This is a genomic window from Lentzea aerocolonigenes, assembly GCF_000955955.1.
Classification (GTDB): Bacteria; Actinomycetota; Actinomycetes; order Mycobacteriales; family Pseudonocardiaceae; genus Lentzea; species Lentzea aerocolonigenes_A.
This window is the reverse complement of the sequence record NZ_JYJG01000106.1, coordinates 1-11,522: the sequence shown is the minus strand read 5'-3', so window position 1 is coordinate 11,522 and position 11,522 is coordinate 1. Positions and strand designations below refer to the sequence as shown.

At 68.5% G+C, this 11,522-nt stretch carries 13 protein-coding genes; 5 read left to right on the top strand and 8 right to left on the bottom strand.

From position 1 onward, the window contains the following. A partial coding sequence (locus tag UK23_RS17040; RefSeq protein ID WP_045312526.1) for a glycoside hydrolase family 2 protein occupies positions 1-909 on the bottom strand: 909 nt, incomplete at its 3' end. A gap of 151 nt (positions 910-1,060) precedes the next feature. Here UK23_RS17040 and UK23_RS17035 point away from each other — a divergent pair. After that, a complete protein-coding gene (locus tag UK23_RS17035) occupies positions 1,061-2,026 on the top strand; it encodes a pectinesterase family protein (RefSeq protein ID WP_045312525.1) in 966 nt (321 codons plus the stop codon). Beyond that, entirely contained in the window at positions 2,023-2,808 is a 786-nt protein-coding gene (locus UK23_RS17030; protein WP_045312524.1) for a rhamnogalacturonan acetylesterase, read from the top strand. The genes UK23_RS17035 and UK23_RS17030 overlap by 4 nt, the downstream gene beginning before the upstream one ends. On the opposite strand, the gene UK23_RS17025 is transcribed toward UK23_RS17030, so the two are convergent. The 4 genes from UK23_RS17025 to UK23_RS17010 all read right to left on the bottom strand — a co-directional run bounded on the left by UK23_RS17025 (position 2,775) and on the right by UK23_RS17010 (position 7,091). Beyond that, on the bottom strand, positions 2,775-3,497 hold the full coding sequence (locus UK23_RS17025; RefSeq protein WP_045312523.1) for an aspartate/glutamate racemase family protein: 723 nt from the start codon (positions 3,495-3,497) through the stop codon (positions 2,775-2,777). The two genes, UK23_RS17030 and UK23_RS17025, sit on opposite strands and share 34 nt — an antisense overlap. Then, positions 3,494-4,939, bottom strand: coding sequence for an NCS1 family nucleobase:cation symporter-1 (locus tag UK23_RS17020; protein WP_045312522.1), 1,446 nt, complete (start codon positions 4,937-4,939; stop codon positions 3,494-3,496). Before UK23_RS17020 ends, UK23_RS17025 begins: the two co-directional genes overlap by 4 nt. Before the next feature lie 92 nt (positions 4,940-5,031). After that, the gene (locus UK23_RS17015; protein WP_045312521.1) at positions 5,032-5,745 is read right to left on the bottom strand and encodes a GntR family transcriptional regulator; all 714 of its coding nucleotides are present in this window, start codon (positions 5,743-5,745) and stop codon (positions 5,032-5,034) included. A 17-nt stretch (positions 5,746-5,762) separates the two neighbouring features. Continuing rightward, positions 5,763-7,091, bottom strand: a complete 1,329-nt coding sequence (locus tag UK23_RS17010; protein WP_045312520.1) for a cellulase family glycosylhydrolase — start codon at positions 7,089-7,091, stop codon at positions 5,763-5,765. Positions 7,092-7,115: 24 nt separating this feature from the next. Here UK23_RS17010 and UK23_RS17005 point away from each other — a divergent pair, with 24 nt between their 5' ends. Beyond that, on the top strand, positions 7,116-7,874 hold the full coding sequence (locus tag UK23_RS17005) for a hypothetical protein (RefSeq protein ID WP_045312519.1): 759 nt from the start codon (positions 7,116-7,118) through the stop codon (positions 7,872-7,874). Between the two features lie 5 nt (positions 7,875-7,879). On the opposite strand, the gene UK23_RS17000 is transcribed toward UK23_RS17005, so the two are convergent. Next, entirely contained in the window at positions 7,880-9,190 is a 1,311-nt protein-coding gene (locus UK23_RS17000; RefSeq protein WP_045312518.1) for a glycoside hydrolase family 6 protein, read from the bottom strand. Between the two features lie 219 nt (positions 9,191-9,409). Here UK23_RS17000 and UK23_RS16995 point away from each other — a divergent pair, with 219 nt between their 5' ends. Together UK23_RS16995 and UK23_RS48720 are read left to right on the top strand one after the other, a co-directional pair. Beyond that, a complete protein-coding gene (locus tag UK23_RS16995) occupies positions 9,410-9,904 on the top strand; it encodes an RICIN domain-containing protein (protein ID WP_052684739.1) in 495 nt (164 codons plus the stop codon). Between the two features lie 37 nt (positions 9,905-9,941). After that, positions 9,942-10,286, top strand: a complete 345-nt coding sequence (locus tag UK23_RS48720) for a hypothetical protein (RefSeq protein WP_052684738.1) — start codon at positions 9,942-9,944, stop codon at positions 10,284-10,286. Between the two features lie 3 nt (positions 10,287-10,289). Here the strand turns inward: UK23_RS48720 and UK23_RS16985 are convergent, their stop codons facing one another. Together UK23_RS16985 and UK23_RS52705 are read right to left on the bottom strand one after the other, a co-directional pair. Next, the gene (locus UK23_RS16985) at positions 10,290-11,138 is read right to left on the bottom strand and encodes an expansin EXLX1 family cellulose-binding protein (RefSeq protein ID WP_231114531.1); all 849 of its coding nucleotides are present in this window, start codon (positions 11,136-11,138) and stop codon (positions 10,290-10,292) included. Beyond that, on the bottom strand, positions 11,135-11,522 hold a 388-nt coding region (locus tag UK23_RS52705; RefSeq protein WP_045312516.1), incomplete at its 5' end, for an SGNH/GDSL hydrolase family protein. The genes UK23_RS52705 and UK23_RS16985, both read right to left, overlap by 4 nt.

Here is an 11,522-nt window from a genome sequence, read left to right as displayed (position 1 = left end):
GCCGTTGTCCGGGTCGAACGCGAAGTACCGGATGCCCGTACGGGTGCTGACGCTGTCGACGACCCTGCCGTGCACCCGGATCTCGGTGTCCACTGTGTACAGATCCGGTCGGTCCACCGACCACAGCAGCGGCTTGGCGATCCGGATGTCGGTGGCAGCACTGCTCGGCTCGGTGGTCAGTGCGGTGCGCGTCGCTCCTCGGCCGACGATCCGGCCGCGCGGATCCTTGACCGTCGACACGATCTCCGCCGGAGTGCTCGTGCCGCTGACGGCGGTGGTTGTCACTCGCATCGTGGCGTAACCGGACTTGACCGTGTTCGCCAGGTCGGGCGTCGTCACCTGCACGCCGTGCCGCGCGACGTGCGTGGGCTCGGTGACGATCAGCCGGACGTTCCGGTAGATGCCGCTGCCGGAGTACCACCGGCTGCTGGGCACCTGGTTGCGCACCTTCACCGCGAGGACGTTCGTTCCATCAGTGCGCGCGCCGAGGTCGTACGCGAATCCCGTGTAACCGTAGGGGTGGCGGCCGAGCAATACGCCGTTGAGATACACCTCGGAGTCCATGTAGACGCCGTCGAATTCGATCGACACTTTCTTGCCCGCCAATCGAGACGGCAGGGTGAACGCCTTTCGGTACCAGCCGAGACCACCGGGCAGAAAGCCTGTGCCGGCACCCGTGTGCGGACCTTCCACGGGGTCGAGGCCGATGCTCCAGTCGTGCGGCAGCCGCGTGTCCCGCCAGGCAGGATCGTGCTCACCGGGCTGCGGCGCGTCCTCACCGGTGGTGTTGACCAGCGCGAACTGCCATGAACCGGTGAAGTCGACGGCCCGCCCGACCGGCTGGACCTGCTCTGCCTGTGCCGTCTCCGCGACCACGCACAGACCGGCCGAGACCACGCAGCCGAGCACGAGCGCCCAGAATTTGTTCGACCATCGATTCGACCGTCGAATGAACAAACCCACCACCCCGTCGCGTTTTGCACGCCTGGAAACGCCATACTTGCCGCCTACAGGAAAGCGCTTACCTACCCCCTGCACAAGAGGTGAGAGAAGAGGAACGATGATTACGAGAGTGGCGAGCTCCGCCGCTTTGGCCGTGGCCGCGCTGGCAGGCACCGGCCTGGCCACCCCTGCGTTCGCGGCCACGCTGACGGTGGCGGCCGACGGCAGTGCCCAGTACCGCACCGTGCAGGCCGCGATCAACGCGGCGCCGGTGAACAGCTCGGCGCGCACCACGATCACGATCAAGGCGGGCACCTACCGCGAGGTGGTGCGGGTACCGGCGAACAAGACCGCGATCACGTTGCAGGGCCTGGGCTCCACGCCCGCGCAAACCGTGCTGGTGTTCAACAACAGCGCGACCACCCACGGCACGTTCAACAGCGCCAGCATGTTCGTCGACGGCCGCGACTTCGGCGCCACGAACCTCACGATCTCCAACGACTACGTCGAGAAGCCCTCCACCGTCGACCAGCAGGCAGTGGCACTGCACCTCAACGCCGACCGCGCCGTGTTCCGCAACGTCCGCCTGCTCGGCGACCAGGACACGTTGCTGGTCAACGAGAAGTCCCGCGCCTACATGGCCGACTCCTACGTGGAGGGCACCGTCGACTTCATCTTCGGGGGCGGCACGATGGTCTTCGAGCGCACCACCACGCACGAGAAGCGGACGGCCGGCGGCCCGATCACGGCCGCCAGCACCCCGGCCACCAGGAAGTACGGCCTGCTGTTCTACAAGTGCACGGTCACCAGCGCGGTGGCCGGCACCACCCAGCTGGGCAGGCCGTGGCGACCGGCGGGCCAGGTCCTGTTCCGCGAGTCCACGCTGACCGCCGCGATCCGCACCTCCCAGCCGTGGATCGACATGAGCGACAACAGCTGGCGCAACGCCCGGTTCTCCGAGTACCGCAACACCGGGCCGGGCGCCACGAAGAACTCCAACCGGCCGCAGCTGCCCGACTCGCAGGCAGGCGACCACACCCCGCAGAAGTACCTCGCGGGCACCGACGGCTGGAACCCGCGGTGAGGCGCGCGTTCCTGATCGGCCTGGTGACGGCTGCGCTCGCGGTCACGGCGGCGAGCGCTTCGGCGGCAGCTCCGGTCCAGGTCTTCGTCGCCGGAGACTCCACCGCCTCCACCTACGAGGCTTCACTGGCTCCCCGAACCGGCTGGGGTCAAGCGCTGCCGAGGTTCGTCACCTCCAACGCGGTCGTGGTGAACGAGGCCCTGTCCGGCGCGAGCTCCAAGAGCTTCGTCGACCTGGGCCGCCTCGACCGCATCCTGTCCCGGATCAAACGCGGCGACTACCTGCTCATCTCGTTCGGGCACAACGACGAGAAGAAGGAGGACCCGGCCCGCTACACCGAGCCGTCGACCACCTACAAGTCCTACCTCTCCCAGTACATCGACAAGAGCCGTGCCAAGGGGGCCAAACCGGTCCTGGTCACGCCCGTCGAACGGCGCCGCTTCACCAGCGCGGGCACCATCTCCCCGACCCACGGCGCGTACCCGGCGGCGATGCGTCAGCTCGCGGCCGCCAAGGGCGTACCGCTGGTCGACCTCACGGCGTCCAGCACGGCACTCTTCAACCGGGCAGGCGTCGAGGGCACGAAGAAGTACTTCCTGCACCTGAAAGCCGGGCAGAGTCCCAACTACCCCAACGGTGTGGAGGACAACACGCACTTCCAGACAGCGGGCGCGGTCGAGGTCGCCAGGCTCGTCGCCACCACACTGCGCGACCAGGGCGTACTGCCACCCGGCTCAATCCGGCGCGCTCAGCAACCGAAGTCGCGCAACAACCCCGCGTAGCGCTTCGGCGGCGGGGCGGCGAACTCGTCCCGCTTGCCCGTGCACAAGCCCAGTTCCACCAACGCCTGCACGGTCAGCACAGCGGCCTGGACGCCGTCGACCACGGGCACGCCGATGGCCGCAGAGATCGGTGCCGCCCAGTCCGTCATGCCCGCGCAGCCGAGCACCACCACGTCCGCGCCGTCCTCCTCGACGGCGCGGGCACAGGCGTCCACAACCACGTCCAACGCACCGGAATCGAGTTCCAGCACCGGGATCTCGCAGGCGTGGACGCCCAGGCACAGCCCGCGCATCCCGTAGCGCTCGGCGAGATCCCACGCCCGGCCGCGCGTGCGGGACAGGGTCGTCACCACGGTGAAACCCCGTCCCAGATACGCGGCCGTGCGCATGGCTGCCTCCGCGATACCCACGACCGGACCCCGCGCCAGCTCCCGTGCTGCGTCGAGGCCGGGGTCGCCGAAGCACGCGACGACATAACCGTCCACACCGGACTCTTCTCCCGCGGCGATCTCCGCCAGCAGCCCCGGCACGCTCAGCGCCTCGTCGTAGTGGCTCTCGATCGACGCCGGCCCCATCGCCGGGCTGACCGCGTACACCGAGGTGTCCGGGCCCGCCACGGCTTTGGCCGACCGCTCCACCAGCGCGGTCATCTCCAGGCTGGTGTTGGGGTTGACGACCTTGATGATCACCGAGCACTCCTGGACACGAGCGCGTACACCACCAGACCCACCGCCATGCCGATGAACCAGGTGTACTGCGCGGCACCGGCCAGCGCGGGCACCAGGACCGGGAGCACCGCGACGAGCGCGCCCAGAGCCGTGGCGGCGATGGCCTTGGGGTTGTAGCCCTTGCGGTAGTGGTAGCGGCCCTGCGGCGACATGGTGAACAGGTCATCCACCACCACCTTCTGCTTGCGCACCAGGTAGTAGTCGGCGATGAGCACGCCGAACAGCGGGCCGATGAACGCGCCGAGGACCTCCAGCGTGTAGTGGATGACCTCCGGGCTGTTGTAGAGGTTCCACGGCGTGATCAGCACCGAGCCGACGGCCGCGATCATGCCTCCCGCACGCCAGCTGATCCGCTGCGGACTGACGTTGGAGAAGTCGAACGCGGGCGAGATGAAGTTCGCGACGATGTTGATCCCGATGGTCGCGACGGTGAACGTCAACGCCCCCAGCACGATCGCGAACGTGCTGTCGACGCGCGCAACCGTTTCGACGGGGTCCGTGATGAGCTCACCGAACACCGGCAGGGTCAGCGACGTCGTCACGACCACCAGCACCGAGAACACCAGGAAGTTCACCGGCAGGCCGAGCACGTTGCCGCGCTTCACCGCGGCGAACGAGCGGCCGTAGCGGGAGAAGTCGCCGAAGTTCAGCATCGGCCCGGAGAAGTACGAGACCACCAGGGCGACAGCGCCGAGCATGACCGGGATCGAGGCGAGGCCGGTGTGGCGGACCTCGCCGAGGCTCAGGTCGATCGCGCCCCAGCCGGCCCGGTAGATCAGGTAACCGGTGAGCAGGAACATCACCACGTACACGGCGGGGCCGCAGAAGTCGATGAACCGCCGGATCGTCTCCATGCCGGTCCAGAACACCGCCGCCTGCACCATCCACAGCAACGCGAACGAGCACCAGCCGAGCAACGGCAGCCCGAGGAACCCGTACCGCTGCACGTCCGCGTACGGCATCAACGCCGGGAAGAGCTTGAGCAGCACCACGTTCAGCGCCGCCGACGCGAGGTAGGTCTGGATCCCGTACCAGGCCACGGCGATGAGCCCGCGGATGATCGCCGGGACGTTCGCGCCCAGCACGCCGAACGACGCCCGGCAGATCACCGGGTACGGCACCCCGGTCACCTGGCTCGGTTTCGCGACCAGGTTGCAGAACACCTGCACGACGCCGATGCCGACGAGCAGCGCCAGCAGCACCTGCCAGCTGGACAGGCCCAGCATGAACAGGCTGCCCGCGGTGACGTACCCGCCGACACTGTGCACATCGGACATCCAGAACGCGAAGATGTTGTACGAGCCCCAGGTCTGCTTCTTCAGCGGCGCCAGGTCCTCGTTCGTGAGACGTGGGTCGTACTGGGGTTTCGTGCTGGTCTCCGGGCGGGAGACAGTATCGGTCATCGCCAACTCCTCGTGACCCTCTGATGTGGTGCGAGCAGCCTGGTCCCGGCGTGTTACGCGCCAATGACGCGAACCGTATATCTTCTCGCCGCTCAGTCGGTGTCGACGAACAACCCTGTGTGACGAGGCAACGCGGCGAGTGACGCCCGCAGCCTGTCGTGGTGCGCCCGTGCTGCCGCGACCAGCCGTTCCTCATCTCGTGCCAGGAACGCGGCGAGCATCTCGGCGTGGTCGTGGTGCATCACGGCTTTCACGCCGTCGGACAGGTGGGCCATGGGCTGGACCGGTTCCGTCGTGTTCCACGCCGACTCCAGCATGGCCAGCAGCCGGTGCATCCCGCACGGCCGGACCAGCGCGAGGTGGAACCGCCTGCTGTCGCGGTGATACCCGCGCACGTCGTGAGCCTTGATGGCCTGCCCCAACGCCTCGTGCGTGGCCGTGGCCTCGATGTCGTCCTGCTGAGTGGCTTTCGCGACCGCCGCGGTCAGTGCCGCGACCTCCAGCACTTCCCTGACCACGTACAGCTCGTGCAGCTCACGGGTCGTCAGCTTGGCGACCCGGTAGCCGAAGTTCAGCTGGTGCTCGACCAGACCCTCGCCGATCAGCGTCTTGAGCGCCTCGCGCACGGGAATGCGGCTGACCCCGAACACCTGCGCGACCTCGTCGAGCGGGATCGCGGTGCCGGGTGGCACGCCGCCGTCGAGCAGGCACCGGCGCAGCTCCTCCAGGATCGCGGCCTGCGAGCCGCCCTGCTGGTCGCTGACCAGCAGGGCGATCAACGCAGAACGTTTCCGCGGGCCTGCCATCCCGGCAGCCTATGCCACTAGCGGGCCGTGCAGCTCACCTCGGGAACCGGGTTGGAGCCGTTCCACGAGCCGATGAAGCCGAACGTCGTGCTCGCACCCGCCGCGAGGTTGCCGTTGTAGCCCGCGTTCACCGCGGTCACGTTCGCCCCGCCGCCGGTGACGGTCGCGCTCCAGGCCTGGCTGATGCTCTGGCCGTTGGCGAAGGTCCACGTGACGGTCCAGCCGGCGATGGCCGCACTGCCCGCGGTGACGCGCACCTCGCCCTGGAAGCCGCCCTGCCACTGACCAGCGATGGAGTAGGCAGCTGTGCAGCCCTTTCCAGGAGGTGGCGTGGTCGTCGTGGTCGTCGTGGTGGTCGTGGTCGGGCCGCCGCCGTAGATGGACGCCTCCTTCGCGGTCGCCTTGGTGCCGTTGGCCCCGTTGAAGATCCGCTCGCCCCACGACGTGAGGCGGCTGGGGTCGAAGTCGAGGACCATGTCCAGGATCGGGTCGGAGTTGCCGCTCCACGACCAGGCGAGCCAGCCCAGGCCGCGGCGCTGGGTCTCGGCCAGGATCGTCTCGTGGTCGACCTCGTCGCTGTTGAACTTCCAGCCGAACTCGCCGACCACCAGCGGCAGCCCCTTGGCCTGGAACGCGTCGAGGTACGCGGTGATCGTCGAGGGGTCCTTGTAGACGCTGTACATGTGGACGGAGAACACCGTGTTGTGCTGCACGTCGGCGTCCCAGACGGTCTGGGCGTTGTCGCGCATGACGTTCTGCCAGTCCTGGCCCCAGTTCGGCGCGTCGACCATGAGCAGGTGCTGGAAACCGTTGGAGCGCAGCTTCTTGACCGCGTTGGCGGTGGCGGTGGTCCACTGGCCCGGGTTGGTGTTGCCGATCGGTTCGTTGCCGATGTTGATGACGATGTGGTCCTCCTGGCCGACCAGGTTGTTCTTCTGGCCGATCCAGTAGTTCGCGGCCTCGTCCAGCGACGCCGCGGCGCCTTCCTCGCCGTAGCCGGTGGTGTCGTGCACCTCCAGCACGCAGATCAGCTTGTTGTGCTTGCAGAGGTCGATCACGTCTCGCACGTCGTTCGAGGGTCCCCACCGCTTGCCGGTGCCCAGCACCACCCGCACCGTGTTGGCGCCGTACGCCTTGATGTCGGCGAACGCCCTGGTCTGCGTGGGAGCCCAGACGTGGTGATGGCTCACACCGCGCATGACGAACTTCTGGCCGTTGCCTTCGACGATGTCACGGCCGCTGATGTGCAACCCCACCGCGGCAGGGGCCGGAGCGGCCTGCGACACCAGCGCCGACGCGGCCACCGCCACCGCGGCAACGGTCAGCGCAAGGTAGTTCCGTCTCATCGGGAGATCTCCTAACCTTCAATCATGCCATTGCGGAAAGCGCTCTCCGTGTTCCTGGCCCTGCAGCTCGCGACGGCCACCTCGCCCGCCCTCGCCGACCACTCCCCTTCCTGCTCTCGCGCGGACCTGCTGTTCTGCGAGGACTTCCAGTCGCTGCCACCCGGTGGCGCCACCAGTCTCAAATGGGGCGTCGACACCAGCCACGGCACCCTCACCGTGGAGAAAGCCCCACGCGGCCAACGGGTTCTGCGCGTGCACACCGAACGCAACGGCCGGGCGTTCCTCCGGGTCGAGGACTTCTCGGCGCCGGGCAACAGCTTCTACGGCCGGGTGCGGCTGAAGGTCGACGCGTTCCCGCGCAAGCCGGACTGGGCCCACTACACCCTGATCGAGGCCACCGGCCAGGGTCCGGAGATCGTGCGGCCGCTGGGTGGCCAGTACGTGCCCACCACGGGCAAGGCGTTGTGGGGTGTCGGCGCCGACGGCGGGCCGACCGGCGACTGGACGAACTGGCGCGAGTCGGCACCGTCCCGTGAGGACGTGTGGCAGTGCGTCGAGTGGCGGATGGACGCCGCCGACAACCGGATCGAAATCTGGTTCGACGGCGTCCCGCAGCCCGATCTAACCGTTTCGACGCGCAGCCACGGCGGCAACCCGGTGGACTTCGTGTTCCCGCGCTTCGACACCGTCAAGTTCGGCTGGCAGCTCTACCAGCCGAACGACGGCGCGTACGACCTCTGGATGGACGACATCGCGTTGGCCGGCAAGCGGATCGGTTGCTGACACCTTCACCCGCAGGCCACCCCGTTCAGCGTCGGTGATCCGAACGGCGGGGTACCGCCACCATAGGTCGCGTTGTAACCGATGGTGGCGGTCCCGCCGGTGCCGAGCGAGCCGTTCCAGGCCGCGTTGGCGACCTCGATCACGTCACCCTTGTCCGCCCACGTGCCGCTCCATCCCTGGGTGAGCGTCACGCCGGGCGCGGAGAACGCGAACTTCCAGCCGTTGATCGGCGCCGCGCGGTTCTCGAGCACGATCTCCCCGCTGTAGCCGCCCGACCAGGTGCTCGTCACCTTGTGCGTGGCCTTGCATCCGCCCTGCGCCGGCGGAGTCGTGGTGGTCGTGGCCGTGGTGGTCGTGGTTGCCGGCGGCCTGGCCGCGATGGCCAGGTCGTACGCCCGCTGCGGCACGAACTGACCCGCCCCTGCGATGCAGCCGTCCGCCTCGCCCGGCAGCTTCACCCAGAGGAACGCGGCGATCTGCCCGTCGCCGGTCTGGTCGGTGCTCGGTGTGCCGATCGCCCGCCCGGCCGGGTCGCACCACTCGCTGCCCAGCGGACCGTTGCCGTTGCGGCTGGTGTCGATCACCGCGCGCAACCGGGAGTCGCCCACGTTGTTCAGCACCGCCTTGGCGAACGCCACCTCGTCGGCCGACGAGCGGTAGTTGGACACGTTGGTGGAGATGCCGTCCGCGCTGTTCGAGATGTCCGCCGCCCGCAACCGGGCCGCCGCTTCAGCCGGCGCGAGCCACGCCGAGTGCCCGATGTCGAAGTAGACCTTGGCCTGCCCCGAACCGGCCTTGAGCCGCTTGCCCGCATAGGCGATGGACGCCTTGGTCTCACTCTGCTGACCGGCGTTCTGGCAGTTCGTCATCAACGGCAGCACGTCCGGCTCGAGCACGATCGCCGCCGGCCGTCCCGCCAGTCCCGCCGCCACCTGGTCGACCCACGCCCGATACGCGCTGTGGCTGGGCGCGCCGCCGCCGCTCGCCCCGCCGCAGTCCCGGTTCGGGATGTTGTAGACCACCAGGATCGGCACCTTGCCCGCGGCCGCCGCGGCACCCACGAACGCGTCCACCTCGCCGCGCACGGTGCCGGTGTTGGTGGTGGTGAACCACCTCGCCTGCGGCACGTTCGCGATCCGGTCGCGGATCACCGCTGTGCGCGAGTCGCCGGGGTTCTGCGCGACCCACTTCGCCGCGCTGGTGTTCGGGTCGACGTAGAACGGCGACGCGGCCGCCTGCGCGCTGCCCAGTGCCACGACGCCGCCCGCGACCAGCGCGGCCGCCGCAGTGCCGGCAGCAAGTGCTCCGTTGCGCATACCGCCTCCTCATTTCTGGGAGCGCTCCCAGACTGGCGGCTGACTCTATTCGGAGCAGGCGGCTCGCGAAAGGGCCTGTCGAAGCCGTTCGACGAGCCGGCGAGCCGGAAGCGCGGATGGCGACCAGGTGAACAGCGCGCGAACTCGATCATCGCGAGCTTGCCGCGCTCCTGAGTGGACGTAGCCTGGCGACGGGCTGCCCAGACGATTCGAGGTGCGATGTTTCCTTTCGCCAGAACGGTTTTCGCCGGTGTCGCCACGTTCGGCATCGCCATCGCGGTGGCCCAGCCGGCCAGCGCGGCGACCTACTACAACTTGGTGAACTACAACAGCGTCAAGTGCATGTCCGTCGAGGGCGGTGGCAGCACGGCCAACGGCGCGAACGTCATCCAGTGGAGCTGCAACGACGGTGGCGAGCAGCTCTGGTACTGGTCGGGCAGCGCGCTCAAGAACCGCAAGAGCGGCAAGTGCCTCTCGGTCTCGGGCGGTGGCAGCACGGCCAACGGCGCCGAGATCGTCCAGTGGAGCTGCAACGGCGGATCCGAGCAGTCGTGGGACGCGAGCAACGGCTACCTGGTCAACGCGAAGAGCGGCAAGGTCGCCTCGGTCTCCGGCGGCGGCAGCACCGCCAACGGCGCCAAGATCGTCCAGTGGAGCGCCAACGGCGGCGCCGAGCAGGGCTGGGAGTTCAAGGCCCGCTTCATCGACGCCTGATCCGGCATTGCGGCACAAGCAGAACTGGGGATTTCGCATGTCCTTGAACGCTGTCAAGAAGATCGGCGCCGTGCTCGCCGCGGCGGTCGGCATCAGCCTGCTCGCCGTCACACCCGCCTCGGCCGCCCAGCAGTGCTCCGGCCTGGACGGTCCTGCCGGTGGTTCGGTGCGGCTCTGCAAGTCGTGGAACTGGGACGGCAACGACTACGACGGCAAGTGGTGGACCGAGGGTCCTTCCGACCTGCCGACGCAGACGTACCTGCAGCGCCGTGAGGACGGCGTCGTGAAGAACTCGGCGTACTCCGGTTCCTACAACGACGTCTCGAAGATCGCCTTCCGCCTGTGCGACCGCCTCCAGGGAGGCTGCACCGGCTGGTGGTGACCGTCACCGCACGGCGAACTGCACGTTCGTCGGCTGGGTCACGTTCGGCTTGACCGGCAAGGGGTTCACGACGAGGCGCTCACCGTAGATGTCGGTGAGCGCCATCGCCCCACCGCAACCGGCGCCGTTCTCGGACAGGAAGTAGTTGTACTCCTTGCGCGGCAGCTCCTTCCACTGCCCGCCGGCCTGGACCTCCAGCCGTGCCAGCGGGTTGCGGTGGTCGATGGCCTGGATTCCGCACCAGTACTGCGACGAGCCGGTCTTGTAGCGCACGGAGATCTTCTTCTCCAGCGGCGGGCTGACGAGCGTCCACGTCACCGGGATCTCCCCCGCCTGCGGGTTGGCCAGCTGCGCGAACGCTTCCCGGCTCAGGTCCAGTTGCCCGACCCGGCACGGCGCCGGGCAGAGGTTCGTGACGCGCACGGTGATGCTCTTGCCGTTGGCCGCCTTCACCATGATGTAGGCACCGCATGCCTTGGAGTCCTCGTAGTCGGACCAGTTCATCGCGACCGTCAACGGGTCCGGGCCTGGGTCGTACGAGCAGGCGCCGCCGCCGTCGGACGCGTAGAACGTCGCCGGGCCGGTGCGAGTGGCACCGGGCTTGATCTTGCCGGCCAACGCGGTCTCGGCCGCGACGGGCGTCGGCCGGGCTGAGGAGGCCGGCGGTGAGGATGACGTCACCGGCGGGTCGGGCGTTGGTGACGGCGCCGTGATCGTGGCGGAAGCAGTGGTGACCGGGGTGGCGACAGCGACCGCACGACCTGAAACGCTCGCGTTGCCCTGTACTGCGATTCCCGCTGTCACCATCAGGAGCGCGGCCGCCACCAGCACCGCGAGACGACCTCGTGTCACCAGATCTGCCCCAATTTCGCGATGTAGTCGTTGAGCAGCCCGGAGATCAGCCGGTGGTCGTGCTGCGAGAAGTGCCAGTCACAGCCCAGCCGGTCGAGCGCCGGGTCAGCGTAGTTCCAGTAGCGGACTTTGGCGTCGCCGTGCTCCTGCACGACCTGCCTGGCCGCGTCGGCGAACGTGCCGGAGGCCTCGGGGACGCCCACGACGATCGTGGCGCCGGAGCCGTAGCGGGCCCTCAGCTTGTCCAGGAAACCGTGGTAGGCAGACTTGTACGCGGCGACCAGGCTCTGCGTGTTCGGCCACTGCTCGCCGGGCTTGAGCGCGGTGGAGAAGTCGTTGGTGCCGAGGCCCACCACGACCAGTTGCGGACGCCACGTGCCGGGG

Bases quoted from the DNA above. Each gene is read 5' to 3' on its own strand.
- UK23_RS17020 (WP_045312522.1), bottom strand. From the start codon at position 4,939: ATGACCGATACTGTCTCCCGCCCGGAGACCAGCACGAAACCCCAGTAC.
- UK23_RS17015 (WP_045312521.1), bottom strand. From the start codon at position 5,745: ATGGCAGGCCCGCGGAAACGTTCTGCGTTGATCGCCCTGCTGGTCAGC.
- UK23_RS17010 (WP_045312520.1), bottom strand. From the start codon at position 7,091: ATGAGACGGAACTACCTTGCGCTGACCGTTGCCGCGGTGGCGGTGGCC.
- UK23_RS17035 (WP_045312525.1), top strand. From the start codon at position 1,061: ATGATTACGAGAGTGGCGAGCTCCGCCGCTTTGGCCGTGGCCGCGCTG.
- UK23_RS48720 (WP_052684738.1), top strand. From the start codon at position 9,942: ATGTCCTTGAACGCTGTCAAGAAGATCGGCGCCGTGCTCGCCGCGGCG.
- UK23_RS16995 (WP_052684739.1), top strand. From the start codon at position 9,410: ATGTTTCCTTTCGCCAGAACGGTTTTCGCCGGTGTCGCCACGTTCGGC.
- UK23_RS17000 (WP_045312518.1), bottom strand. From the start codon at position 9,190: ATGCGCAACGGAGCACTTGCTGCCGGCACTGCGGCGGCCGCGCTGGTC.
- UK23_RS17005 (WP_045312519.1), top strand. From the start codon at position 7,116: ATGCCATTGCGGAAAGCGCTCTCCGTGTTCCTGGCCCTGCAGCTCGCG.